Source organism: Mucilaginibacter gossypiicola, assembly GCF_900110105.1.
Taxonomy (GTDB): domain Bacteria; phylum Bacteroidota; class Bacteroidia; order Sphingobacteriales; family Sphingobacteriaceae; genus Mucilaginibacter; species Mucilaginibacter gossypiicola.
In genome coordinates this window covers 1-26,077 of the sequence record NZ_FOCL01000023.1, presented here as the reverse complement: position 1 = coordinate 26,077, position 26,077 = coordinate 1, and the positions used below count along the sequence as shown (strand labels likewise).

The following is a 26,077-nucleotide window of genomic DNA, read 5'->3' as shown; positions in this document are numbered from 1 at the left end:
CCAGGTTATTAACAAAGAAAAAGAAGCAAAAAGAAAGCTTCAACAATAATAATAACCTCTATTATTCTGTTGAAGCTAATCTAAAGGATATGACAAACGCTCTGCAGGGCTTTTTCAAGATCTTCTTCCTCATTGCGGACTGGTATAATAATAGCCAGGGGCGGCGGATCATTCATCGGCGGTTGCCGGCTTACCTGCTTAATTTGCTTAAAACCCCAAAGCAGGTAAAGGTTGAGTGCCAGGGTTGTTACAAACAGTATCACACTGTACCAGAATAGTATCATGATAAATAGGTTTGGATAAAGGTGAGTAAAAATCAGGAAATAATGACGGCAAAAAATGGCATATTGCATTACCAATTTTTAACACCTTATGGAAAATATCAGCCGCAAAAAATTCATTGCTTCGGCAGCTCTGGCCGCCGCCGGTTTGCCTTTTGGTTTGAGTGCTATGGCTAAGCAACCGACATCATACCCCGATAATACTTCCACCAACCTACCCGCAAATGAAAAAATAAAAGTGAGCATATTTTCCAAACATATGCACTGGCTTAACTATGCTGATATGGCGGCATTAACGGCCCAGCTGGGTTTTGATGGCATCGACCTTACCGTACGGCCAGACGGACACGTATTGCCTGAACGTGTTGCCGATGACTTGCCCAAAGCCGTTGAAGCCATTGAAAAGGCTGGTCTTAAGGTTTACACCATAGTAACAAACATCAAAACTGCTAATGAAAAAGATACGGAACCTATCCTGAAAACCGCATCGGCATTGGGCATAAAATATTACCGCACTGCCTGGTTTAATTATGATAAGGCCCTCAGTGTACCGATGAACATTAAAGCCATCAATAAACAACTGGCCGATCTTGCCAAACTCAACAAAAAGTATGGCATGCATGGTGGTTATCAAAACCACTCGGGCGATTTGTTTGGTGCATCTCAGTGGGACCTATGGATGAGCCTTGAAGGACTCGACCCGAATTATATTGGTTGCCAGTACGATGTAAGGCATGCCACCACCGAAGGCGCCGACACCTGGCCTGTTACCCTCGATCTGCTGAAAGTCTATTCCAAAACTATTAACATAAAAGATTTTTACTGGGAAAAGAAAGGCGACAAGTGGCAGGTAAAAAGTGTACCCTTAGGTGAAGGAATGGTTGATTTTAAAAAGTACTTCAGCCTGTTAAAACAATACCATATCAATAGCCCCATGAGCCTGCACTGCGAATATCCATTAGGCGGTGCAGAAGATGGTACACGCAAGCTTACCATCAGTAAAGAGGAGTTTTCGGCTGCTTTGAAAACAGATTTGACGAAGTTGAGAGGCTGGCTGGCTGAGTATGATCTGTAGACCCTAATTTTTCACTCTTTAGCCCTTTTATTCTTGCTCTCGTTTGCAACGAGCGCTGAACTTGGATTTGCGTTTATAACGCAACTGGCGATACAATCGCCAAACCATATTAAGCGCTCGTTACAAACGAGCGCAAGTTTGATTTAAAAAGCCATGTCATTGCGAGGAGGAACGAAGAAGCAATCTCGTAGCTATGCAATTCGGCCATGCATTGGCTACGAGATTGCCACGCTGCGCTTGCAATGACATGATTTTTGTTTGTTTTTCCAGGAAACTTTCATCTTCCCAACACTTAAAGTTGCAAACGAGCGCAAGTTTGCGATTGCTGCGCTGCGCAATGATATTTTTTTTGCGATAGGCGGGTTAACGCTAATTTTTCTCTTCCCTAAAACTTGTTTCATAACAAATTTGTTACTAAATTTAGTAATAGCATTCCGGCCGTTCTGTCTCTCAAACTTTACCTCTGGAGTGCTGATAACCAATTATTAAACTAAAAGGAGGGCTTTATGAATTTGGTTCATAAAATTGAACACTGGGGCGATACTCATCACCCTAAAGTATTGGATATTGTGCGCGTTGTTTTGGGCGTGTTTTTGTTGGTAAAGGGCATCACTTTTATGGAAAACACCTCTTATCTGCGGGGCATTATTAACGACCAAAGTGTTATTGATGTATCCCCCGAGATGCTGATGGTATTGGTGTACTATGTATCATTTGCCCATATGGTTGGGGGCATATTGATAGCTATGGGTATCTTAACCCGCTTAGGCTGTATTATCCAGATCCCGATATTGATTGGAGCGGTATTTTTGATTGGTATTTTTCAGGAGCCTATCAATGCCATGCTATGGCCAACTATTACAGCGCTCGCCCTGCTGATACTGTTTACCATTATAGGTTCCGGCCCATGGTCGTTAGATAAAGTACTGTCTTTTAAGGGGTAGTTAAGAGAGATTAGAGGTTGGAGAATTAGCGATAAGGTAGTAACCCCTACAAAGAAATAAAAAAGTCAGGAATCTCCGGCATGAGACTCCTGACTTAAAAACTTAAGACTTCCGACTTAAACTTAATATCCTTTAACAGCTTCATCCACATAGCACCATAGCCAACGCTCGCCGGGTTCGGCAGATATAACCACGGGGTGGCCGGTAGTGTGAAAATGCTTGGTCATATGCGTATTAGGCGAACTATCGCAGCAAAGCGTAACGCCGCAGGTTTGGCAGGTACGCAGGTGCAACCATGAACCGTGATGTTTTACGCATTCTTCACAAACGTAATCTTTGGGTTCGGTTATGCTTTCAACGGCTTCGATGTGGGCACAGGTTTCTTCCATGGGTATAAGTAGTGTTTGATGATTTAAACTTCGGCCAGGTATTTATGTACAAAACTTATCGCCATTGAGCCTTCGCCTACGGCAGAAGCCACGCGATTCATCGCTCCGGCACGCACATCGCCCGCAGCAAATATGCCCGGGCAGCTGGTTTCTAACAGGAATGGGTCGCGTTTAAGCTTCCAAACCTTGCTGAAATTTTCATAGCTGCGTAACTCACGACCGGTTTCAATGAAGTCTTTATTGTTTTTAATGATATCAAGCTTTATCCAGTCGGTATAAGGCTTGGCACCAATAAATATATATAGTGCGTTAGCTGTTTTAACTTCAGTTTCCTTGGTTTTGCAGTTTTGTATGGTGAGCTTTTCAAGGCAGTTGGTACCTTCGGCCTCAATCACTTCGGTATTTGGCAAAACCTGTATATTAGGTGTATCAGCAATCTGGTTAATCAGGTAGGCCGACATTGTAGCTGTCAAATCATCCCTGCGGATAATGATATGCACGTTTTTTGCAAATTTGGAAAGATACATAGCTGCCTGCCCTGCCGAGTTGCCCCCGCCAATCACAAACACTTCTTTACCTGTGCACGCCGATGCTTCGGTAGTTGCAGCACCATAGTAAATACCGGCACCGGTATAATTATCAACGCCCTTAACTTCCAGTTTGCGGTAATCAACACCCGTTGTAATTACTACAGTGCGACTGATGATCTCCGGACCATCATCCAAAATGATGGTTTTGTAACCGTCTTTTTGTTTGATATCACTAACAGACTGCGGCGACAAAAACTCGGCTCCCAAACGCATAGCCTGGCTTATAGCACGACGGGTAAGGTCGGCGCCGCTTAAGCCTGCCGGGAAACCCAAATAATTTTCAATACGTGAGCTTGTACCTGCCTGTCCGCCCGGTGCCTTACGCTCAATCAATAAAGTTTTTAACCCTTCCGACGAACCGTATACAGCAGCGGCCAACCCTGCAGGCCCTGCGCCAATGATCACCACGTCATAAACGTCGGTAAGCTCAGCGGCATTTTTACCCATTTTATCAGCAATATCCCTGATGGTTGGCTTTGTTAAACAGCTGCCATCCTCAAAAATCACCATGGGCAAATCGTCGGTTGTGCGGTTGTTTATGGTAAGCAAATTGGCCGAATCGATATTTTTTTCGATATCAAACCAACGGTAAGGGATGAGGTTACCGGCTAAAAAATCTTTTATAACGTGCGATTGTGGCGAAAACTGGTAACCTACCAGCTTCATGCCCACAAATTCGGGAATGTAGTGGCTGTGCCAGTCGTCAAGCAAATCATTTATTACCGGGTAAAGCTTTTCTTCTGGCGGGTTCCAGGGCTTCATCAGGTAATAATCAAGCTGCACATCGTTAATGGCTTTGATGGCGGCATCGGTATCAGAGTAAGCTGTAAGCAGCACCCGCTTGGCTTCAGGGAATACTTTTTTTGCTTTCTCCAAAAACTTAACACCTTCCATTTCGGGCATACGCTGATCGCACAAAAACAAGGCAACTACTTCCGAACTGTTTTTGAGTTCAACAAGGGTTTCATAAGCCTCCTTTGCCGATGTTGTGCTTAATATCTTATATTCTTTACTATACTGCGATTTTAAATCGCGGCTTATCGACCGCAATACCTGCGGATCATCATCTATAGAAAATATTATCGGACGGCTCATAGGGTAAATATGCAGGCAAATTAACTAATATTTTTGGTAAAATCAGTTTTTTGCTAACCATTTATCGGGAAGCAAACTATAAACTCGGTATGCCCGGGCTTTGATTTTACTTTTATGGAACCGCGGTGCTGCTTCACTATACGCTGCACCACTTCAAGGCCCATACCGGTACCTTTGCCCATTTCTTTTGTGGTAAAGAAGGGATCGTAGATACGGGTGATGTTGTCTTCAGGAATGCCGGGGCCATCGTCAATAATGGTTACTTCAACAAATTCGTTATCTTTTTTGGTGCGAATGGTAAGCGTTCCTTTTTCATTTATCTCCATCGCATCAAGGGCGTTATCAACAAGGTTGGTCCATACCTGGTTAAGTTCGCCAATAAGGGCCTTAACTTCGGGCAGGGTATCATCAAACTCTTCAATAACGGTGATATTTTCCTTCCTGATCTTGTAGCCCAGCATGGTGATGGTATTACGGATCCCTACGTGGATATCGGCATATTGCTTATCCTGCGCCCGGTCCATATGGGTAAAGGTTTTAACCGAACTTACCAGCTCGGCAATGCGGCGTGCAGATTCCTGGATATCCTCAATCATCTTTTCGCCCATAAGCTTACTGCTAAGCCAGCCCATGATGATAGATACCGCATGTTCGGGGATATGCGCTTTCAGCGCTTCGAGGTTCTCGGTAGTAAAGCTAAAGTCAACAAAGCTTTCGGCTATATCATAGGCATCTTCTACCCCGTTATCTTCCAGCCATTCGGATATTTCGTCTTCAAGCTGGGTACGCTGTTTTAGTGTAAGGCGTGTATAGCATTCCTTTTTATTCAGGATCCTGAACAATTCATCTGTTAAACCATCAACCTGCTCATCGCTGGCCCTTATGGCAAACATATTTTTGAGATGGGAAGGCACCATACGCAGGTGTTTTCTTAACGACAACGAATCGCGTACAATAGCCGATGCAGGGTTATTAAGCTCATGCGCTAAACCGGCAGACAACTTACCTAAGGCCATCATTTTATCATTTTGCTGCTGCATGGCAGTAAAATCACGTACGCGGGTGGTCATGATATGCACCAGCGCCTGGGTAAGCTCAAAATGGTGCTGGATCATCTCCATAATATCAGCTGTAGGGTAGCTAAGCAACGTTAACTCCCCAACCGCCTGGGCATAACCTTTGGCTATAAGACCGCGCGAGTAAGGCATGTAGCCCGTAATGCTGCCTTTTTCAACCAGGGTATAATCACGGCGGGATCCCTGCTGCATCATAAAGAAACGCATATTGCCTTCCAGTAAAAAATGAGGGCCTGAAAGATCCTGTCCCGGTTCCATCAAGTATTCACCATCTTCAAATGTTAAGATTTCGCTTTTATCAATCAGCCACTGCAGCTGATCATCGGGTATATTGGCCAAAGCTTCAAAAGCTTTTAAGTCTGATACGCTTACCTGTAGTTCACTTACCTTTTGCATAATTTAAAAATAGGTAATATTATTCAATGACGTAAAAATGAGGCAAAAAATTGCAATAGGGTGAACCTGACCGCTGATTTTTTTGATTGCGTTGGTTTCGTTGATTCTGCTTGTATTTGGCTTAAAAGGATTTGAGGTTTTAATGGATTTTTGTGATTGTGGGATTATCATTTATCATTATTCCCTCCGATTCGTGTCCTCACGAGTCGCTTTATGGCATGAAGTTATTATTTGTTTGGCGGGGATTGTGAGGATACGATAACGGGGGGAGCGGCGGTTGTGTCAGTGATCTGTGAGAGGGCACCGACTATAAGCTGATTTGATTGTCCTGAAGGCGATCGTGAGAACACGATCGCGGGGGGAGTCAATATGGCGATAGCACCAACCATAAAATGAATCGAACGCCTCATATTCTCCCCGGCCGCATCAAAATCCATTAATCAGAAAAATCCCATAAATCCCGGTTCAATTCCACTTGCTCAGAAACACCCCGAAGGCTTCTTTATACTGATCGCCAACAGTAATGTTTACCTTGCCTATCTGTAAAGCATTGCGGGTAATAGAGTTAATTTTATTAAGCGATACAATGAATGAACGATGTACGCGCATAAAACGTTTGGATGGCAGTTTTTCTTCTAAAGCTTTTAAACTGGTGAGGGAAAGCAATGGTTTTTCTTTATCCTGAAGATAGATCTTTACATAGTCTTTCAAACCTTCAATATACAAGATCTCATTAAGGGCTATGCGCACCAGTTGATATTCAATCTTTAAAAACAGGTATTCCTCTTCCTCTACTGGTTCGGCGGCTACCACATTAGCAGGATTATTCGAGCGGTTTACCAGTTCAAAGTAACTCAGTGCTTTGTTTGATGCGTGCAGAAACTCTTCGTAATTAAAAGGTTTGAGCAGGTAATCGAGTGCATCAACCCGGTAGCCTTCAATAGCAAACTGATTATAGGCAGTGGTAAAAATAATGCGTGGTTTGTTTGCGCCCCGACTATCAAGCACACGGGCCAGTTCCATTCCATTGAGGTTAGGCATCTGGATATCCAGGAAAATAAGGTCAACCTTTTGATCCTGTAAACCAACCAGCGCTTCAACGGCGCTACTGTAACGCCCAACCAGTTTCAAAAAAGGTGTTTGCTCAATAAAAGCACATACCAGCCCCAGCGCAAGCGGCTCATCATCAACAGCTATACAGTTAATTATCATGACAAGTTAAGGGTTAAATGAACAGTATAAGTATTGGCAGCGGCATCCTCATTGATATCCAGTTTGTATTTTCCGGCATAAAGCAAATCAAGGCGGCGGATAGTATTGGTTAAGCCGATACCTTTGTTTTCGCCAATATTTGGATTATGATCTTTATAGATACCATTTTCAACCTTTAATTCCAGCAAATCTTCGTGCTGATCGATTATGATCCGGATTGAGCTCGGCTCCGTAGCGCTGATGCCATGCTTAAAAGCATTTTCAACGAATGGCAAAAAAAGCATTGGGGCAACAGTTACATCATTAGTATGCGCAGGCGGAGAAAAAGTAACCTTTACTTTTTCGGTAAGGCGAAGTTCCATAAGACTGATGTAATCCTTGATAAAAGCTATCTCCTGGCTCAATAATGCAGTGCCATGCTGTGTATCATATAGCACATACCTCATCATGCGTGATAGCTGGTGTAAAGCCTTGCGCGATGTTTCGGCATTAACATGGGTAAGCGCATAAATGTTATTGAGTGTATTGAAAAAGAAATGCGGGTTGATCTGGGCTTTCAGGAATGACAGTTCCGAACTGATCTTGTCCTGTTCCAGGGCCTGGCGCAGGCGGATATCCATCTGCCATTTTTGTATAGCCGTGATACTGGTGCTGATACCTAAAACCAACGCTACTATAACGGTACCAAAAATATCCCACCCTCCCCGGTCTCTTGGTTTCGGCGGACGATGCTGCCGGTGAAAAACAGCTTCCATGTGCTCATGCATATGCAGCACTTTATCGGTCCAGCTGTTGAGCAGCAAAAAAACAATTACCACACCTACAACGGCTACAAAGTACATTCCGATACGATCGTGCAATAAAAAGCGTGTAACAAGTAGTTTGCTATTGAAGTAATATGCAGCAACAAGAATAAAAAGAGTAATGGCCTGCTTGATCCAAAACTGGTACGGAATTTCCACATTCCAGCTAAGGGGTTGATAGAAAAACAATAATAAACCAAAAACTATCCATATTAAAATATGAATGAGCACGGTGATGGTGTTACTTTTTGATTTAAGACTCATTGAATGAATTTGCTACAGTACGCGAAAAATAAATTTACATATATAATTCAGCAATATTACAAATCAATAAAGCTTTAAGACAATTGTAATCGCCCGGCGGGCAAAAATCACCGATGAGCGCTTCGATCTGATCTTTAAAGACTTTCAATAGTCGTTAATAGGTTAACTACCCGCTTTTATAGGCAAAAAATCGTACCCCGTCTATATATAAACAGCCTCTGTCTATTAGGTTTTTTACAATAAAAATAATGCTATTGTTTTGAGGCTGTTAATCAGCTTAAAATGAAAATCCTATACTCCTTAGCAGTAATAATTGCCTTAGCCTTTACAATACCATTTAGCGCTAATGCCGACCCAGGCCGTACGGTTAAAGGTGTCGTAAAAGACTCTACCGGTTACCTGGTTGCCGGTACCAGCGTAAAAATGCTTACCGGCACCGATAGTACCACCGTTATTACGGGTGCCGACGGTACTTTTACGTTTACCAATGTAGCAGTAAACCAGTTTAGTTTGGTTTTTAGCTCGATAGGCTATCAACCACTCAGACGCAGGTTTGTATTGGCCAATGATAGCAAGCCAGCCGATTTGCCCCCGGTTATCCTTAAGATAGAAACCACAATGCTTAAAACCGTGGTTATTGCAGATGTAAACCCGGTAAAACTTAAGGAAGACACTATTGAATTTAACGCCGACGCTTATAAAGTACGGGATAACGCCCCTGTTGAAGATGTGATCAAAAAGTTGCCGGGCATGGATGTTGATAAGGACGGTAACATCACCGCGCAGGGCAAAAGCGTTACCAAAGTAAGGGTAAACGGCAAGGATTTTTTTGGCGGCGATGTTAAAACAGCCACTAAAAACCTGCCTGCCGATATCGTACAAAATATCCAGATCATTGATGACTATGGCGATCAGGCCAATATTACAGGCATAAAAACAGGAGAGCCCGACAAGGTATTGAACATCACCATTAAGCAAAATAAAAATTACGGATACTTTGGCCAGGCCAGTGTTGGCGGCGGGCACGACGCTATCCCCGGTGTATCAAGTGATAAAGAGAGCAACAGATATGTGGCATCGGCCAACGTATTTAGCTTTAACGGCGACAGGCAACTGGCGTTTTTAGGCAACCTGAATAATACCAATACCAACCTGTTCACCTTTGGCGGCGGTGGCCCGAGAGGTGGGGGTCCGGGGGGGCCTCCGGGAGGCAACAGCAGCTCATCAAACGGGATCACCACAGCACGCTCGTTCGGTTTCAATTATCGCGATAGCTGGGGCAAAAAAATTACCGCTTATGGTAGTTACAGCTTTGCGGATAATTCGGTGAATACTATCAGCAGCACCATTCAAAATAATCTTTCGTCAACCAACCCGAGTACCAATACGCAAACCAACAACCAGCAGGACGAAAAGCTGAACCACCGCGTAAACTTCAACATCGAATACAAACCCGATACGGTGAATTATGTAAAAATCACCCCAACATATGCTTACGCCAGTACCAATACCACATCAGATGCTACCAGTTTGCTGCTCCGAAATTCGGAAACGGTATCAAATTATAGCCTCGCCAACCTTAGTAAATCAACCGAGCCTAACTACGGCGTTAATGTTTTGTTTAACCACAAGCTTAATAGTCATGGGCGTAACTTCAGCGTAAATGTTGGTGCGGGAAGTTATACCATTAACAAATATCAAAACCCGGTTTATACCTATATTGACGGAGCCCGCAATGCGCCGTTAAATCAGTTCATCAATACTGATAGCCGTACTGACAGCGTGGGGACTACCGTATCATACTTGGAACCTATCAGCAAAAAAGGCTACCTGGAACTTAACTATGCTTACCACTACGCCTACACCACTGCCGATAGGGCGACTGATACCCTGGCCGACGACGGAAATATAAACCGATACGATTTGCTGAGCAACAACTATAATTCAACCTTTGTCACCAACAGGTTTGGGCTTAACTATCGCTTTATCGACAAAAAATATAACTATACTTTAGGTGTAGTAGCACAGCCTACGCTATTAAAAGGATCGTCGATAGTTGATGGCACACCATTTACTACTAATAACAATACGTTTAACTGGGCACCTACTGCCAGGTTCATCTATAACTTTTCGCGCAGTCAATCGCTTAGTTTAAATTATAACGGCAGCAGCAACCAGCCTACTTATACGGAGCTGCAACCTGTTACCGATTTTAGTAATGCATCGTACCCGGTTCAAGGTAACCCCGATCTGAAGCCGGAGTTTAATAACACGCTATCGTTAAAATACAATAAGTTCAATTTTGAAAGCGGCAACGTATTTTTTAGCAACCTTTCATTCATTAAAACGGATAACAAGATCGTAGCAAACACCATTACCTACCCCAGAAATTATGCACCTAACAGCAAGCTGGCGGGAAGTATCTTAACCCAGTATTTAAATGCTGATGGCTATTATTCGGCACAGGGATTTTATGTGTTTGCCAAGCCATGGCAAAAAAGAAAATATAATTTATTCATGATCGGTAACATTTCGTACAATAACAACGTCTCATATATCAGTAATGTCGACTCCGCTACCTACAACATGACAACCGAGAAAAATATAGCCAAAAATTTGGTATTATCTCAAGGCGCACGCTTTAGGGTAAGCATTACCGATGTTATTGATGCCGAAGCAAGCACTACTTACAGCGTTAATACCTCCAGCAATTCTATCAAACAGGCTAACGTTAACAGCAACTTCCAAACGCTTAACCTGGGCCTTAACGGCAAAAGCTATTTTAAAGACTGGACTTTGAGCTATGATTATTCAAAAATGATCTATTACGGCTATACAGGTGCTACCAATCCTAATATTTTGAACACCTACGTAGAGCGCCGCTTTTTGAAAGGCAACGCGGGTACGTTACGTTTTTCGGTAATGGATGTGTTTAACGAAAACACCGGGTATACAACCACTCAAAACGGCAGCTATATAACACAAACTAACAGTAACCGTTTGGGGCGTTACTATCTGTTAACCTTTACACTTAAGCTGCAAAAATTTGCCGGCAAAAGGCCAACCATGGAGCGTGGCGGACCGGGTGGTCCACCTCCGGGCGGCGGCCCCGGCGGACCGCCACCGTTTTAATGAACGGCAAGGTTCATAAAATATTAAAAACCTTCCCATCCCTGAGAAAGATGGAGAGTTCAGATCAAAAATATGATGATCTGAGATTTAGTTGATGTTATCATAAGATAACTGCAGGGCGTTCCGGAGTGAGATACGGGACGCCCCTTTTTATTAATTATACGTTAATGCGCCAACCGGGGTTTTATGATATTTAAGATTTTAATTAAATATTGTTTATTTTCTTTATTCTCCTATTAATATTATGAGTTATTAACCGTGATTAAGCAGTTAATACATCATCTTTTAATTAATTGAAAAATGATAATTTATTCCCGCTTTAAAACTGCTTTGTTTAATTGAATAATTTCCTGATGTTTTATCGCCGCTATTTATTGTTGCAGGAATTGCATAAGAGGCATTGACCTCAAACGCTTTGTTGATGATTAAACCGGCTTTTAACGGAAACCCCAGCCAATTTTTATCGAACGATAACAAGTTATTATTTGAGGCCGATGCACTTGTCGAACTGATTACCTGAGTGTATTTGGCAAAACTTACAGTTATGCCTATGCCACCATAAAATTTGACTGCATTAGTGTTGTATAAGTAATAAATAAATTGTGGGTAGGCTGTTATATTACGCTGATCAAAGTGATATTTTATTTTTGGCTTATCAGGTTGACCGTAATAGAGATCGGCCATTGTTTCGTTAGAACTTGTCCAATACATCAGTTCGGCTCTGAATACAGCCCTCCCTATTTTTGCATTTGTGTAAAAGTTAACACCTGCCGAAAATGTTGGGCCATACGTTGTTTTACTGTCGGTGGCATTGCGAAACGGTAATTCGCCCCCGAATTTAAATTTACTGGCGGATACACCTGCGCCAATAAAGAAATCAAAAGATGATGGAGTTTCATAGTGCGTATTATCTACGGCCATGTCGTTTATCATTCGCGATATTTTCCTCAAAACAGGGGTTTTATAACTGGCCTGTTCAATTTCTTGTTTTAGCTCTACTGATGAGGGATTATATTTTGTGGCCAGATCATATAATTGAGGTATAAATTCGTTTTCAACATGGGTAATGGGCCCCATGTCGGGAATAAAATATTGTTTAAATAACAACTCAAAGGTTTTGCCGGCTTTGTTGTCGGCAATAAAATACCGCATTTTTATAGCATCGTTATAGGAGTACAAAGAAACATTGGGTCCCTTTTGCTGCAGTTTTAAGAATATAACGTCCTGCTTTTTACTTGAATCGCGGCCGCGCGACAATCTTGAAATATTTGTTTCATCGGTACTAATAAAACCGCTGTAGCGCTGATATGTTACGGAGTTTGTTATTTCAAAAAAGGAGATATCATTCGGTGTATAGTTTTTTACTTCGGCTCCGCTTAAAGCAGATTTAAAATTGATAACTGCCGGGTTGGTGTCCCACTCTTTTTCGTTGATAAAACCCTGGATGGTTTGGCCGTTAATAGTTATAATATAGCCAGGTTTGAAGTTAGTTTGGGATTTTGAAAAAAAAGGGAATAAGATCAATAGTGAAATTAAAAGGCACTTAGGTTTCATCGTAAATTGGTTCGGGTTTAATTGGTAGTTGAAGATAATGTTAAAAACATATAAATTTTATACTTTCACAATAAATGAGCAATTTTTACACTTTTTAACTACATTTAGCCCATTGTTTGTAAATAAAACTGAATGAAACCGCTTTTACTTAAAGTATCTGCTGATCCTGCGCATTCCTTTAGCGTAAGGCATGATGTATTACCGGACATCAACAACCGCTGGCATTGCCACCCCGAACTGGAGCTCATTTATTTTACAAAAGGGGGCGGAACGCAGTTTATAGGCGATAGCATTAAACAGTTTGAAGACGGCGATATGGTATTGGTTGGGTCAAACCTGCCGCATTACTGGCGCTTTGACGACATGTATTTTAATAATGGCGGCGACCAGGTGCCGGTTGATACTATTGTGGTGCATTTTTGCGAGAACTTTTGGGGCGATCAGTTTCTTCAGCTCCCGGAAAACAAATTGATCAAAGTGTTACTTGAACGCTCAAAGCGCGGCTTGCAGATAACCGGCGAAACAAAAAAGCAGGTTGCCGCTATTTTAGCATCTATGCTCAGCACCGATGGTGCCGAAAGGATCATCATGCTGCTTAAAGCATTGAATACCATAGCAGGCAGTTCGCCACTTAACTACTTAACCTCTATAGGTTTCAAATACGATCATAACGAATCGGAAAGCGACAGGCTTAACAATATCTATGAATACTCGGTGCGCAACTTCCGTAAAAAAATCTACCTCGAAGAAATTGCTGACATAGCAGGCGTGAGCGCTAACTCCTTTTGCAGGTATTTTAAATCAAAAACCCGCAAAACCTATTCGCAGTTTGTGATCGAAATAAAAGTAGGGTACGCCTGCAAACTGCTCATCGAAAATAAGCTCAACATCAAACAGCTTTGTTACGACAGCGGATTTAATAACTTCTCCACTTTTCATAAGCATTTTAAACAGGTAACAGGTAAAAGTCCGCTGATGTATCAGAAAGAGTTTACGAAGAAGGGATAGCAATAAAAAAAATGTCATTGCGAGCGATAGCGTGGCAATCGCATACTATATAGGGCGGCTGTGCTTCCGTGCGATTGCTTCGTCGTGCCTCCCCGCAATGACATTTTACTATAATATCCCTATATTGTAAACCTCAACCTTTTACAATATGATCCGCAACATCCTGCTTGTTACCTGGCGAAACCTTGTTAAAAACAAAACCTATGCATTTATCAATATCACCGGGCTTGCCTTGGGCATGGCAGCATTCATATTGATATTCGCTTATGTCAATTTTGAGAAGAGTTTTGACAAACTTCATCCGGATGCAGCCAATATTTACCGGGTGGAGAGCCAGTTTTACCGTGGCGATAACCTCAGCGACAGCTGGCCTACCAGCACCAATGGTTACGCCACTGCCATGAAAGCCAATTTCCCCGAAATTGAATCATATGCCCGTATCGATTGGCATAACGCCGAGCGGGTTGTTAAATACAATAACATCAAATTCAGGGAAGAACATGTTTGCTTTGCCGACAGCAATTTCTTTAACTTTTTTGCATACCCGATGCTTAAGGGAGATAAGCTTACTGCCCTTAATGAAGTTAACTCGATAGTAATTTCTCAATCGGCTGCTAAAAAATATTTTGGCAATGCCGACCCAATGGGCAAGTTCCTTGATATTACTACGCTGAGTGATAGTTACCACTGCATGGTTACAGGTGTGTTTAAGGACCTGTCGGCTAACTCAACCATGCAGTTCAATTTCCTGGTATCATGGGCTACCATACCTAATTTTGAAAAGGATTTTTGGTACCTGCATGAAAGCTACACCTTTGTAAAGCTTCAACCACATGCCAGCCCGGATGCGGTTGAAGCCAAATTTCCGGCACTGGCCGAGCGTTATAAAACCGGTCTTTCTTTAAAGGATCTTAAATGGACAATTAAACTTGTGCCGCTTACACAAATCCATTTAAACCCGGCCAAACCCAATGAAATCGAAGTAAAAGGCAACCGTTTCGCTGTGGATTTCCTGAGCATTATAGCTTATATAATTTTGCTTATCGCCTGCATTAATTATATCAACCTGGCTACTACCAAATCTGTTGACAGGGCAAGGGAGGTAGGCATCCGTAAGGTAAGTGGTGCACATGCGCCACAGCTTATCATGCAGTTCCTTGCCGAGTCTGTTATTATTAACCTGGCTGCCCTGGCAGTAGCCTTGATATTGGTATTGGCAGGTCGTTACGGCGTCATGAACTATTTATACGGCGAAGGTTCGTACGGTTTATTGTTTGATGGCGCTTTGTATTTGAAGTTGGCGGCTGTATTTGTTGGTAGTATCCTGCTTTCGGGCATTTACCCGGCAACAGTGCTTGCCCGTATGAAACCGATAGCTGTGCTTAAGGGGCGTTTTTCGTTTTCAAAAAGCGGAGTGCTTTTGCGCCGGGGAATGGTAGCATTCCAGTTTATGGCTTCGGTACTGCTAATTGCAGGCACTTTTGCAGTGTACAGGCAAATAGTTTACATGAACAGTCAAAACACCGGGGTTAATATCAGCCAAACCATTGTAGTGAAAATGCCGGTTAACACACCAAATTACAATCAAAAAACGGCCAGCTTTAAAACTACCTTACAGGCAATTGCCGGGGTTAACGCTGTTACGCTTTCGGGTGCAGTACCGGGGAAGGAAGTGGGCAAATTTCTGGCCGACAGGCGTTTTGGCGCACCCAAATCAGAAGAACGTACTTACGAAATGCTACGTGCCGATCATGATTTTATTAAAACGTATGGCTTACAGGTAATAGCAGGCAGGGCCTTTGATAAAAACCGTCCTACCGATTCAGTTGGTTTGGTGATGAACGAAGCAGCTGTAAAGCAATTTGGTTTTGAATCGCCGCAGGATGCTGTAGGCAAAAAGGTATGGATTGAAACATTGGATAAAGAGCCCAACGAGATTATCGGCGTAGTAAAAGATTACCACCAGCAATCACTTCAAAAAAGCTATACGCCGGTTATTATGTTCATGGATCCCAAACTGCCGTGGATCCCTGCCGATTATATTTCGATAAAAGTAAACGGCGCCAACATGCGCCAGATGGTTGACAATATCAAAACCACCTGGAATAACACCTTCCCCGAATCATCGTTCGATTTCTTTTTCCTTGACGATTTCTACAACCGTCAGTACGCGCAGGACACCCAGTTTGGTCACGTATTTACGCTGTTTGCTTCACTGGCGATATTTATTGCCTGCATTGGTTTGTTTGGCTTAACGGCTTACTCGGCTGCCCGCCGTACTAAAGAGATTGGTGTACGTAAAGTGCTTGGCGCATCGGTTCAAAATATCATCTCCCTGCTCACCTGGGATGTAGTGAAACTCATCTTTATATCAAGTTTGGTGGCTATCCCGCTGGCTTACATTTTCATTAATCAATGGCTTAACCGCTATGCCTTCAGGGTGCAGTTAACATGGTGGCAGTTTGTATTACCGGTATTTGCGCTGGTGACTATAGCAGTAGCAACTACTTTTTACTTAACCTTCAGGGCTGCATTGACTAATCCAACTAATTCGTTGAGGAATGATGGTTAATGAACCATGATTTTTAGGATTAGAGGATTGTTAGGATGATGTCTGAACTCGAATTTATTGAATTAAAGAATTTATTGAATTTGCTTAGCATTCTGTTAATTCCCTAATTCAATAAATTCGAGTTCAGACAAAGCTCCGGTAAAATCCGGTTCATCCAATCAATCCCCCCAAATCCAGGTTCCACAATATCACGGTAATCCTCAAATCCTAAAAATCAAGGTTCAAAATCGGCGTAATCAAATCAATCAGCGGTCTATGCCAAAATAGTTGAACGTTTTGTTTGATTTCCGATAATTATTTAGCCCCAAACCTTATTTCTTTGTATTACCGATATAAACTTTTTTGAGAGCTATTCTATGAGCCAACGATACTGTTTAACCCTCGATCTGAAAGACGACGCGGCACTCATTGCCGAGTATGAAAAACATCACGAAGCCATCTGGCCCGAAATTCATGACAGCATTATTGCCAAGGGAATCACCAATATGGCGATCTACCGTTTTGATACCCGCATGTTCATGATCATGGAGGTTGATGATACTTTCAGCTTTGAAAAATCGGCAGCAATGGACGCGGCAAATCCCAAGGTGCAGGAGTGGGAAGATTTGATGTGGGGCTACCAATCGCCGGTAAAAAATGCACCGGTAGGTGCTAAATGGGTTTTAATGGATAAAGTTTTCTCATTATAAACAGAATAGCTATGCTCAAGAAACTACAATTACTGGCAATGTTCGTATTGCTGATGGCGCCATCTCTATTTGCGCAAAAAATGATAGGCACCGAAACCGATGCCCAAAAAGATAAACGCATGGAATGGTGGAAGGACGACCGCTTTGGGATGTTCATTCACTGGGGTTTGTACTCGCAGGCCGCCCGCCACGAATGGGTAAAGCACAACGAGAAAATTGATAATGCCGGTTATCAGAAATATTTCGATCAGTTTAACCCCGATCTTTTTGATCCGCAAAAATGGGCTAAGCAAGCCAAAGCAGCCGGTATGAAATATGCCGTGCTAACCACCAAGCACCACGAAGGTTTTTGCCTGTTCGATTCAAAATTTACCGACTATAAAGCACCAAACACCAAAGCCAAACGCGATCTGGTACGCGAGTACGTGAACGCTTTCCGCGCGCAAGGTTTAAAAGTGGGCTTTTATTATTCCCTGTTAGACTGGCACCACCCGCAGTATACTGTTGATGAGATCCATCCGCAATCTCCTGCCGATAAAAGCGATGCATCATATGCTAAGCTGAACAAAGGACGTGATATGGCTAAATACCGTCAATACATGCGCGATCAGATCACCGAGCTGTTAACCAAATATGGCAAAATTGATATACTATGGCTTGACTTCTCGTTCCCCCGTAAAGATGGACATGGCAAAGGCAAAGACGAATGGGGATCTGTTGAGTTGCTTAAGCTGATCAGGAAATTACAGCCGGGCATTATTGTAGATAACCGCCTGAACCTGGAAGAATATAAAGACGGTGCCGATTTTGAAACACCTGAACAGGTAAGCACTGCCGAACTGGCCAAATACCGCGGCAAAACCTGGGAAACCTGCCAAACTTTTTCAGGTTCATGGGGATACTACCGCGACGAAAATACCTGGAAAACCCATCGCCAGTTGCTCGATCTGCTAATTACCTCAGTAAGTAATGGCGGCAACCTGATCCTGAACGTTGGCCCTACTGCACGTGGAGAGTTTGATTATCGCGCTACCCGCGCTTTGGATAGCCTGGCTTACTGGATGCATGCCAACAGCAAATCGGTATACAACTGTACTTTTGCTCCCGACACCTATAAAATTCCTGAGGGAACCAAACTGACTTATAACAAAGCTGCGGGTAAACTGTATATACATTTGTTCAGCTATCCGCAAGGCAAACTGATACTGCCGGGTTATAAAGGCAAGATCAAATACGCTCAATTTTTGAACGATAGTTCAGAACTTTTATATAAAGATGGAAGCGGTGACGACCTGGAATTAACACTGCCTGTGCAAAAACCGCCGTATGAAATTCCGGTAATTGAACTTACGCTTCAGCAATAAGCAAAAAAATATTGTCCTTACTAAAAAAAGGACCGATCATATACAATGTCAACACAAAAAGAAACATATTTAAGGATCCATCCGCATGATAACGTACTGGTAGCCCTTCAGGACCTGCCGCAGGGTACTGTTATAACGTTTGATGGACAAACTTTTGCACTGGTAGATAAAGTAGCTGCTAAGCACAAATTTGCAATCAATGAGCTGCCGGTAGATAAAGAGATTTACATGTACGGTGTACTGGTAGGTAAAGCATCTGCAACTATACCGCAGGGTGGTTTATTAACTACCGAAAATGTACACCACGCTGCCGAAGGTTTCCACCTTGGCGAGCGCAAGCTAAACTGGCATCAGCCCGATACTGCCAACTTTGAAGGCAAAACCTTTATGGGCTATCACCGTGCTGATGGTTCGGTTGGTACGGGTAACTACTGGATAGTAGTACCGATGGTTTTTTGCGAAAACCGGAACATTAACGTCTTGAAAGAAGCTTTGGTTGATAAGCTTGGCTATAAAAAAGCCAAGAGCTATGAGGGCGATGTTGAGCAACTGATGGAGCTTTACCAGGCCGGTAAATCTGTTGAAGAAATTTTGAACGCCGATATCCAGGCATCCGAAGATAAACCGAACTCTAAACGCCTGTTCAAAAATATTGATGGTATCAAATTTCTGAGCCATAGCATGGGCTGTGGTGGTACACGCGAAGATTCAGACACCCTCTGTGGATTGATTGCCGGTTACATCACACATCCCAACGTGGCTGGTGCAACCATATTGAGCTTAGGTTGCCAGCATGCGCAGGTAAGCATTTTACAAAATGAAATTGCCAAACGTGATGCTAATTTCAGCAAGCCACTGGTTGTATTGGAGCAGCAAAAAGTAGGTACCGAAAGCGAACTGTTGAAACAGGCTTTAAAGCAAACTTTTGCAGGTTTAGTAAAAGCCAATGAAACTACCCGTCAGCCAGCACCTTTATCAAAACTGTGTGTTGGTTTGGAGTGCGGAGGGTCGGATGGTTTTTCGGGCATTTCCGCAAACCCAGCGTTAGGTTATTTATCCGATTTGCTGGTTACCATGGGCGGCTCCGTGATCCTTTCAGAATTTCCGGAGCTTTGCGGTGTGGAGCAGGAACTGAGCGACCGCTGTATCGATGTAGAAACAGCTAACCGCTTCATGCACCTCATGACCACTTATAATGCCCGCGCAGAGGCTGACGGATCGGGCTTTTATGCCAACCCATCGCCGGGAAATATCCGTGATGGCTTGATCACCGATGCCATTAAATCGGCCGGGGCAGCAAAAAAAGGCGGCACATCACCGGTTACTGCCGTTTTGGATTATCCTGAAAAAGTTACCAAACCAGGATTGAACCTGCTTTGTACCCCGGGCAGCGATGTAGAAAGTACCACAGCCGAAGTAGGTGCAGGCGCCAATATTGTACTGTTCACCACTGGTTTGGGTACGCCTACAGGCAACCCGGTTACTCCAGTTATCAAACTATCAACCAATACGGCCATGTTTCAGCGCATGCCCGATATTATAGATATCAACTGCGGTACCATCATTGAAGGTTCCGAAACTATCCAGCAGGCCGGCGAGCGGATCCTGGATTACGTAATAAAAGTAGCCAGCGGCGAGGCAGAACCAAAATCGGTAAAACTTGGCCAGGATGATTTTATTCCGTGGAAAAGAGGGGTATCCTTATAATAAAAAAGTTGTTGGTGACAACACCAACAACGGCGATGTGTATAATAAACATGTCATTGCGAGGAGCAAAAAGGGAATGCGCCCGGGAGCGACGTGGCAATCGCATGCTGTACAGAGCGGCTATGCTTCCGTGCGATTGCTTCGTGCCTCGCAATGACATAGTTTTTGTTTGTTAATAAACAGCTTTCATTCTTCGGGCACTTGTGGTAACAACGGCGCTCAGAATGACAAAGTAAAAATTAGAAGTACAATGTTCAAACTAACCAATAAATCAGTAATTGTAACCGGCGGCGGCAGCGGTATAGGCAAAGCTATGGCCGTATTATTTGCACAGCAAGGCGCCGAAGTTCATATCATCGAATTAAATGATCAGGCAGCAGCTGATACCGTAACCGAGATAACCACTGCTGGCGGAAAAGCCACCGGCTATGCCTGCGATGTAAGTAACCAACAGCAGGTTGTGGACACGTTCACCAAAATAGGTAAGATAGATATCCTGATCAACAATGCGGGTATAGCGCACATTGGCAGGGCAGATAACACCAGTACTGAAGATTTTGAGCGTGTATTTAACGTAAATGTTAAAGGTGCCTACAACTGCCTTTACGCAGCTATCCCGGCATTGAAAAACAACGGCGGCGGCGTGATCCTCAATACTGCATCAATAGCAGCCAGCGTAGGTATCACCGACAGGTTTGCCTATTCTATGAGCAAGGGCGCTATCCACGCCATGACCTTATCTGTAGCGCGCGATTATCTGCATGATAATATCCGTTGTAACTGCATCTCACCGGCAAGGGTACATACCCCGTTTGTAGATGGTTTTATTGCTAAAAACTATGCCGGTCGTGAAGATGAAATTTTTGAAAAGCTATCAAAAAGCCAGCCGATAGGCCGGATGGGCAAACCGGAAGAAGTAGCTGCATTGGCACTCTATCTCTGCTCAGACGAAGCTGGATTTATTACCGGTACTGATTACCCAATTGATGGCGGCTTTATCACCCTGAACAATTAAAACCTGATTTATATGATCAAAAAGCTATTATTAATGGGTATGCTGCTTGGCGCTGTACGCGCGGGCGCTCAAACCTACACGCCAACAGCCGATAACCTTGCTGCAAGGCAAAACTTCCAGGACATGAAGTTCGGGCTGTTTATTCACTGGGGTATTTACAGTGAGCTTGGCGCGGGCGAGTGGGTGATGAACGAAAAGCATATCTCCTATGATAGCTACAAACGCTTGGCCGACTTCTTTAACCCGCAGGCTTTCAATGCCCATGAATGGGTGATGTTTGCCAAAAAAGCGGGCATGAAGTACATTACCATTACTTCGCGCCATCATGATGGGTTCAGTATGTTCGGTACCAAGGCATCGCCATATAATATTGTTGATGCTACTCCTTACCATAAAGATCCTTTGATGGAACTGGCACAGGAATGTGTTAAGGAAGGCATCGAACTGCATTTTTATTATTCGCTATTGGATTGGGGACGTAAAGATTATGCTTTTGGCAGCCCGATAGTAGACGGTAAACCTGTAAACGGCGACTGGGACAGCTATATCAATTTCATGAAAGCCCAGCTTACCGAATTGATCACTAAATATCCCGGCGTAAAAGGTATCTGGTTTGATGGCCATTGGGAGCGCGATGTTAACTGGCATTATGATGAGATCTATGGGTTGATCCATAAACTAAACCCTGCCATACTGGTTGGCAACAATCACCACCTCGAGCCAAAAGAAGGCGAGGATTTCCAGATGTTTGAAAAGGATTTGCCAGGAGCTAATACAACCGGCTTCAGCGGCAAATCAAAAATAGGTGCCCTGCCTCTGGAAACCTGCGAAACCATTAACAACAGCTGGGGCTTTAACATTACCGACAGGAGCTTTAAATCATCCAAACGCATTATCCATTACCTGGTGAACGCGGCAGGTTTAAACGCCAACTTCTTATTGAATATAGGCCCAATGCCAAACGGTAAAATTCAGCCTGAATTTACCGATACGCTGGCTATTGTTGGTGCATGGGTGCAAAAGAACGGCGAAGCTATTTACGGTACCCGTGGCAGCGGTATCCCGGCACAACCGTGGGGCGTTATCACCCAAAAAGATAAAAACCTTTATGTACATGTGATGACATTACCGCAACTGCCGTATGTCTTCATTCCGCAATTAAAAGGTAAAGTAACTAAAGCCGCTTTACTGGCCGATGGCAGCGCGGTGAAATTTAAACAACAAACTGAGGGAGTGTTTGTATATCTTAACGGTATTGCAACAGACCCTAACGATACTATTATTAAACTGACAACTAATTAATACAACGATAATATGAAACTTATACGATTTGGCGAGATAGGTAAAGAGAAGCCGGGAGTTATACTGAACGATAAAAGATACGATGTATCAGCCTTTGGCGAAGATTACACCGAACAATTTTTTGAAACAGATGGCATCAACCGCCTTGCCGCTTTTGTACAAGATAACTTGCTGCCCGAAGTAGCTAATGAGGTACGTTTAGGAAGCCCAATCGCCCGTCCTTCAAAACTGGTTTGTATTGGTTTAAACTATGCCGACCATGCTAAAGAAACCAATGCCCCTCTCCCACCCGAGCCGGTTATCTTCATGAAATCAACTACTGCTATTGTTGGTCCGTTTGATGATATCATGATCCCTAAAAACTCGGTAAAAACCGATTGGGAAGTTGAGCTTGCCGTAGTTATCGGCAAAAAAGCATCATATGTTGAAGAAGCCGAAGCAATGGACTACGTTGCCGGTTACGTATTGCACAACGACGTAAGCGAGCGCGAGTTTCAGTTAGAGCGTAACGGTACCTGGGATAAAGGTAAAGGCTGCGACACTTTTGCACCGCTTGGCCCGTTTTTAGCTACGCCTGATGAAATTGCCGATCCGCATAATCTGCGCCTTTGGTTAAAAGTTAATGGCGAAACCATGCAGGATGGTACTACATCAAACTTTATATTCAATCTGCCGCACCTTATTTCGTACACCAGCCAGTTCATGACTTTACTGCCGGGCGATATCATCTCTACAGGTACACCAGCAGGCGTTGGTTTAGGTATGAAGCCGCCAATTTATTTAAAAGCGGGCGATGTGGTTGAATTAGGTATTGAAGGTTTGGGCGAATCGAAACAAAACCTGGTAGCTTATGCTAAAAATTGATGCACACCAGCATTTCTGGCAATACAACCCGGTAAGGGACAGCTGGATCACTGAAGATATGCAGGTAATAGGTCGGGATTTTTATCCCGAAAACCTATTACCTGTACTGCAAAAACACCACGTTGATGGTTGTGTTGCCGTTCAGGCCGATCAGTCAGAAAAGGAAACTGAATTTCTGCTCGATCTGGCTTCAGTTAACCCTTTTATCAAAGGCGTAGTAGGCTGGGTTGATCTGAAAGCTGATGATCTGGATGAAAGATTGCATCATTTTAAAAAATACGAAAAACTCAAAGGTTTCAGGCACATCCTACAATCGGAGCCCGACGAGCAATATATGCTTGATCCTTTGTTCAAAAAGGGTATAGCTGCTTTAGGTAAACAAGGTTATACCTATGATATCCTCATTTTTCCTAACCACCTACCCTATGCCGCGCAGTTGGTAGCCGAATTTCCTGATCAAAAGTTTGTGCTTGATCATATGGCTAAGCCATACATCAAAGCCGGTAAAATTGATGGCTGGAAACAGGATATCGAAACGCTGGCAAGCTATCCGAATGTGTATTGCAAAGTATCGGCCCTGCTTACCGAAGCCGACTGGCATAACACTCCGGCCGCAGATTTTGTTCCTTATATCGATATCGTTTTTAAGGCGTTCGGTATAAACCGGATAATGTTTGGTTCTGACTGGCCGGTATGTTTATTGGCTGGCGGCTATGAAAAAACGATGGAGGTAATGAACCTTTACGCCGAAAGACTGTCTGCAACGGAGCAGGAATTATTTTTTGGTGGGAACGCGAAAGCGTTTTACGGGTTATAACAATTTCTGCTCGCTGCTAATATTCTCACGAGTATCATCAAAAATATGTCATTGCGAGGAGGAACGACGAAGCAATCGCATGCTATACAGGGCAATTATGCTTCCGTGCGATTGCTTCGTTCCTCGCAATGACATGGTCTTGCAGTTTTCCAAACCATCAAATACCGCACTTTTACGATACTTCGCTACTGTACTAAAATCACTAAAGGGTACTGTATATTATTTATTTCAAAACGATAGGCTCTATTATCAATATGATAGCATAGCGTTTGGCTCATTTCATTATAAATCAGTTAAATATCAACACAAATGTAATAATAAGATAACATTTAACGTCTGATACAAGTGTGGCACACATTTAGCTATATGTACACATGGCTGGTATAAAATATAGTTAAAAAGGTGAACCATTTCACTTCGGATAACGTTATATAGGTACCAATCAGACTTAAATTTTTATGTTAGACGTTATGTACACAACCCTGTTACAAGTTGTAGTCCTGCTTGCGGTTTTCATTTTGCCTATGTTCATTTTTGGCAAAAGGATCAGGAACAAAAAAGTAAAGACCGTTAATTACAAAATAGATACCGATACCTCTGAGGCCCGATATGCTATTAATGAAAATGGCTTCCTTGAAGAAATTAATTCAGGCAAGCTATCAAAGCACCGCAGTTGAGTGCAAAAGAAATTACAAAAGCAAAGCTTGCCTTTGCCCGCTTTGCTTTTGTATTAACTATTAACCTATCTTATTTTTCTCCGCTTTTTAAAAGCCCTGCTCATCCGCACTTGGGCCGTAACTTCCGGGAATAGGAATATCCAGCAAACGTAAATAAACGCCTAACTGTGCCCTGTGGTGCACTATCTGGCAATAAGTCATCCTGATTACTTCTGCTTTAGTACGTTGATTAAGGATCTGCTCGCCGTTACGGAGTGTCCATATTTTATCAAACGTACTAACGTCGGCTTTTTGCAGGTTCGAATATCCATCGGCTAATGAATCTTCAAACAGCTTCATCAAATCAGCAGTGCTGCTTACTTTTTTGGGTTCATAGGGTACGGTGGCAAAGTCAAGTCCATCGGTATGTAGGGTCAGGCTTACCCAGGTAGGTAATTCAGCAATGTGGGTTGATAGCTGTTCAATGGTCATGCTTTTAGGATGCGGTTTCCATTGGTATTTATCGTCGGGGATGCGGCTCAGCATTTTTTCGGTGGTTTGAGCTTCCTGCTCCATCTCTTCCAATAACGATTTTAAAGTATCCATAAGTGTTGTTGTTTGTTTTATGATGTAAAGTAACGGCGGGGTAATGACAGCCCTATGTCAACAGGGACCGTTGATTTTTTTTGATTTCGTTGATTTTTTTCTGAACCGTGATTTTTGGGATTTAAGGATTGGTAGGATTATCTTTTTTAATACCTCATCAGGGTCTCTCGCAGAGGGCCCTGATGTATACGCCATGCTGATTCGCTATTTGAATATCCTGGTAGGTGTTCAGAACGCGGTGAAGATTTTAAAAATCCCCTCTTGAGAGGGGGCGCATAGGAACGAGTGGTAGCAGGGGTGTGTTTCTGCGGTAGGTTTATCAAAGCAGAAACACACCCCTCCACCCCTCTCAAGAGAGTAATAGCCCATCATTAGACAAAGGTCAAACTTCGTTGAATCAATAATGCGAAGTTTGATTTATTTGTCCTGTTATTGTATTTAAAGGTAAACTCATCGAGATACGCTTGCAGATGCTCAGAAGACACTTTATGGTATTGGCCATATATTCCACGTTTTAGGAGAGTCCAAAAGCCTTCAAGAGTATTTGTATGGTATTCTCCTTTGACGTACTCTTCTTTCTCTTTATTTAGAACGTGGTGCTCCTGATGTAATTTATCCAATCCCCTATAAGCTCCAAAGCCATCTGTTACTACTTTTGCATCAGCA

General features: G+C 43.1%; 22 protein-coding genes. 14 read left to right on the top strand and 8 right to left on the bottom strand.

Translation table 11 applies throughout. From position 1 onward, the window contains the following. The 3 genes from BMX50_RS34840 to BMX50_RS34045 form a co-directional block, all read left to right on the top strand. Window positions 1-278, top strand: a 278-nt coding sequence (locus tag BMX50_RS34840; protein WP_208864861.1) for a hypothetical protein, incomplete at its 5' end; no start/stop codon positions are given. Window positions 279-372: 94 nt separating this feature from the next. Further along, window positions 373-1,356, top strand: a complete 984-nt coding sequence (locus tag BMX50_RS34055) for a sugar phosphate isomerase/epimerase family protein (RefSeq protein WP_091222863.1) — start codon at window positions 373-375, stop codon at window positions 1,354-1,356. A 506-nt stretch (window positions 1,357-1,862) separates the two neighbouring features. Continuing rightward, on the top strand, window positions 1,863-2,300 hold the full coding sequence (locus BMX50_RS34045; protein WP_091222854.1) for a DoxX family protein: 438 nt from the start codon (window positions 1,863-1,865) through the stop codon (window positions 2,298-2,300). 122 nt (window positions 2,301-2,422) lie between these two features. Here the strand turns inward: BMX50_RS34045 and BMX50_RS34040 are convergent, their stop codons facing one another. The 5 genes from BMX50_RS34040 to BMX50_RS34015 form a co-directional block, all read right to left on the bottom strand. Then, window positions 2,423-2,689: a UBP-type zinc finger domain-containing protein gene (locus BMX50_RS34040; protein ID WP_091222852.1), complete on the bottom strand. Its 267-nt coding sequence runs from the start codon at window positions 2,687-2,689 to the stop codon at window positions 2,423-2,425. Window positions 2,690-2,712: 23 nt separating this feature from the next. Next, a complete protein-coding gene (locus BMX50_RS34035; RefSeq protein ID WP_091222847.1) occupies window positions 2,713-4,374 on the bottom strand; it encodes an FAD-dependent oxidoreductase in 1,662 nt (553 codons plus the stop codon). 53 nt (window positions 4,375-4,427) lie between these two features. Next, window positions 4,428-5,846 (bottom strand): ATP-binding protein, encoded by a 1,419-nt coding sequence (locus BMX50_RS35150; RefSeq protein WP_091222843.1) that lies wholly within the window; start codon window positions 5,844-5,846, stop codon window positions 4,428-4,430. Between the two features lie 465 nt (window positions 5,847-6,311). Beyond that, window positions 6,312-7,058, bottom strand: a complete 747-nt coding sequence (locus tag BMX50_RS34020) for a LytR/AlgR family response regulator transcription factor (protein ID WP_091222835.1) — start codon at window positions 7,056-7,058, stop codon at window positions 6,312-6,314. Beyond that, window positions 7,055-8,125 (bottom strand): sensor histidine kinase, encoded by a 1,071-nt coding sequence (locus BMX50_RS34015; protein ID WP_091222830.1) that lies wholly within the window; start codon window positions 8,123-8,125, stop codon window positions 7,055-7,057. The genes BMX50_RS34020 and BMX50_RS34015 overlap by 4 nt, the downstream gene beginning before the upstream one ends. Before the next feature lie 282 nt (window positions 8,126-8,407). On the opposite strand from BMX50_RS34015, the gene BMX50_RS34010 reads away from it, so the two are divergent. Next, window positions 8,408-11,257 (top strand): TonB-dependent receptor, encoded by a 2,850-nt coding sequence (locus BMX50_RS34010; protein ID WP_091222827.1) that lies wholly within the window; start codon window positions 8,408-8,410, stop codon window positions 11,255-11,257. Window positions 11,258-11,542: 285 nt separating this feature from the next. Here BMX50_RS34010 and BMX50_RS34005 read toward each other — a convergent pair whose 3' ends face one another. Further along, window positions 11,543-12,811, bottom strand: a complete 1,269-nt coding sequence (locus BMX50_RS34005; protein WP_091222823.1) for an outer membrane protein — start codon at window positions 12,809-12,811, stop codon at window positions 11,543-11,545. A gap of 132 nt (window positions 12,812-12,943) precedes the next feature. On the opposite strand from BMX50_RS34005, the gene BMX50_RS34000 reads away from it, so the two are divergent. The 10 genes from BMX50_RS34000 (at window position 12,944) to BMX50_RS33955 (ending at window position 24,826) form a co-directional block, all read left to right on the top strand. Continuing rightward, entirely contained in the window at window positions 12,944-13,819 is an 876-nt protein-coding gene (locus tag BMX50_RS34000) for an AraC family transcriptional regulator (protein WP_091222819.1), read from the top strand. A gap of 148 nt (window positions 13,820-13,967) precedes the next feature. Then, a complete protein-coding gene (locus tag BMX50_RS33995; protein ID WP_091222815.1) occupies window positions 13,968-16,391 on the top strand; it encodes an ABC transporter permease in 2,424 nt (807 codons plus the stop codon). 356 nt (window positions 16,392-16,747) lie between these two features. Continuing rightward, a complete protein-coding gene (locus tag BMX50_RS33990; RefSeq protein ID WP_091222812.1) occupies window positions 16,748-17,080 on the top strand; it encodes an L-rhamnose mutarotase in 333 nt (110 codons plus the stop codon). Between the two features lie 11 nt (window positions 17,081-17,091). Then, window positions 17,092-18,444, top strand: coding sequence for an alpha-L-fucosidase (locus tag BMX50_RS33985; RefSeq protein ID WP_091222808.1), 1,353 nt, complete (start codon window positions 17,092-17,094; stop codon window positions 18,442-18,444). A gap of 45 nt (window positions 18,445-18,489) precedes the next feature. Further along, window positions 18,490-20,151, top strand: coding sequence for a UxaA family hydrolase (locus tag BMX50_RS33980; RefSeq protein WP_091222803.1), 1,662 nt, complete (start codon window positions 18,490-18,492; stop codon window positions 20,149-20,151). Between the two features lie 250 nt (window positions 20,152-20,401). Further along, a complete protein-coding gene (locus BMX50_RS33975; RefSeq protein ID WP_091222800.1) occupies window positions 20,402-21,166 on the top strand; it encodes an SDR family NAD(P)-dependent oxidoreductase in 765 nt (254 codons plus the stop codon). Window positions 21,167-21,178: 12 nt separating this feature from the next. Beyond that, window positions 21,179-22,468 carry an alpha-L-fucosidase gene (locus BMX50_RS33970; protein WP_091222796.1) on the top strand — a complete coding sequence of 430 codons (1,290 nt, stop codon included), beginning with the start codon at window positions 21,179-21,181 and terminating at the stop codon, window positions 22,466-22,468. A 12-nt stretch (window positions 22,469-22,480) separates the two neighbouring features. Continuing rightward, window positions 22,481-23,332 carry a fumarylacetoacetate hydrolase family protein gene (locus BMX50_RS33965; protein WP_091222791.1) on the top strand — a complete coding sequence of 284 codons (852 nt, stop codon included), beginning with the start codon at window positions 22,481-22,483 and terminating at the stop codon, window positions 23,330-23,332. Beyond that, entirely contained in the window at window positions 23,319-24,149 is an 831-nt protein-coding gene (locus BMX50_RS33960) for an amidohydrolase family protein (RefSeq protein ID WP_091222787.1), read from the top strand. Before BMX50_RS33965 ends, BMX50_RS33960 begins: the two co-directional genes overlap by 14 nt. 470 nt (window positions 24,150-24,619) lie before the next feature. Next, window positions 24,620-24,826, top strand: a complete 207-nt coding sequence (locus BMX50_RS33955) for a hypothetical protein (protein ID WP_091222783.1) — start codon at window positions 24,620-24,622, stop codon at window positions 24,824-24,826. A gap of 87 nt (window positions 24,827-24,913) precedes the next feature. Here the strand turns inward: BMX50_RS33955 and BMX50_RS33950 are convergent, their stop codons facing one another. Then, entirely contained in the window at window positions 24,914-25,411 is a 498-nt protein-coding gene (locus BMX50_RS33950; protein ID WP_091222780.1) for a DinB family protein, read from the bottom strand. A 371-nt stretch (window positions 25,412-25,782) separates the two neighbouring features. Then, on the bottom strand, window positions 25,783-26,077 hold a 295-nt coding region (locus tag BMX50_RS33940), incomplete at its 5' end, for an IS1595 family transposase (RefSeq protein ID WP_143065332.1).

What these genes read in the sequence shown, in the direction of transcription:
- BMX50_RS34010 (WP_091222827.1), top strand. Translation starts at nt 8,408, where the DNA reads ATGAAAATCCTATACTCCTTAGCAGTAATAATTGCCTTAGCCTTTACA.
- BMX50_RS34020 (WP_091222835.1), bottom strand. Translation starts at nt 7,058, where the DNA reads ATGATAATTAACTGTATAGCTGTTGATGATGAGCCGCTTGCGCTGGGG.
- BMX50_RS34040 (WP_091222852.1), bottom strand. Translation starts at nt 2,689, where the DNA reads ATGGAAGAAACCTGTGCCCACATCGAAGCCGTTGAAAGCATAACCGAA.
- BMX50_RS33995 (WP_091222815.1), top strand. Translation starts at nt 13,968, where the DNA reads ATGATCCGCAACATCCTGCTTGTTACCTGGCGAAACCTTGTTAAAAAC.
- BMX50_RS33960 (WP_091222787.1), top strand. Translation starts at nt 23,319, where the DNA reads ATGCTAAAAATTGATGCACACCAGCATTTCTGGCAATACAACCCGGTA.
- BMX50_RS33950 (WP_091222780.1), bottom strand. Translation starts at nt 25,411, where the DNA reads ATGGATACTTTAAAATCGTTATTGGAAGAGATGGAGCAGGAAGCTCAA.
- BMX50_RS34055 (WP_091222863.1), top strand. Translation starts at nt 373, where the DNA reads ATGGAAAATATCAGCCGCAAAAAATTCATTGCTTCGGCAGCTCTGGCC.
- BMX50_RS35150 (WP_091222843.1), bottom strand. Translation starts at nt 5,846, where the DNA reads ATGCAAAAGGTAAGTGAACTACAGGTAAGCGTATCAGACTTAAAAGCT.
- BMX50_RS34045 (WP_091222854.1), top strand. Translation starts at nt 1,863, where the DNA reads ATGAATTTGGTTCATAAAATTGAACACTGGGGCGATACTCATCACCCT.
- BMX50_RS34015 (WP_091222830.1), bottom strand. Translation starts at nt 8,125, where the DNA reads ATGAGTCTTAAATCAAAAAGTAACACCATCACCGTGCTCATTCATATT.
- BMX50_RS34000 (WP_091222819.1), top strand. Translation starts at nt 12,944, where the DNA reads ATGAAACCGCTTTTACTTAAAGTATCTGCTGATCCTGCGCATTCCTTT.
- BMX50_RS33970 (WP_091222796.1), top strand. Translation starts at nt 21,179, where the DNA reads ATGATCAAAAAGCTATTATTAATGGGTATGCTGCTTGGCGCTGTACGC.
- BMX50_RS33965 (WP_091222791.1), top strand. Translation starts at nt 22,481, where the DNA reads ATGAAACTTATACGATTTGGCGAGATAGGTAAAGAGAAGCCGGGAGTT.
- BMX50_RS33975 (WP_091222800.1), top strand. Translation starts at nt 20,402, where the DNA reads ATGTTCAAACTAACCAATAAATCAGTAATTGTAACCGGCGGCGGCAGC.
- BMX50_RS34005 (WP_091222823.1), bottom strand. Translation starts at nt 12,811, where the DNA reads ATGAAACCTAAGTGCCTTTTAATTTCACTATTGATCTTATTCCCTTTT.
- BMX50_RS33985 (WP_091222808.1), top strand. Translation starts at nt 17,092, where the DNA reads ATGCTCAAGAAACTACAATTACTGGCAATGTTCGTATTGCTGATGGCG.
- BMX50_RS34035 (WP_091222847.1), bottom strand. Translation starts at nt 4,374, where the DNA reads ATGAGCCGTCCGATAATATTTTCTATAGATGATGATCCGCAGGTATTG.
- BMX50_RS33955 (WP_091222783.1), top strand. Translation starts at nt 24,620, where the DNA reads ATGTACACAACCCTGTTACAAGTTGTAGTCCTGCTTGCGGTTTTCATT.
- BMX50_RS33990 (WP_091222812.1), top strand. Translation starts at nt 16,748, where the DNA reads ATGAGCCAACGATACTGTTTAACCCTCGATCTGAAAGACGACGCGGCA.
- BMX50_RS33980 (WP_091222803.1), top strand. Translation starts at nt 18,490, where the DNA reads ATGTCAACACAAAAAGAAACATATTTAAGGATCCATCCGCATGATAAC.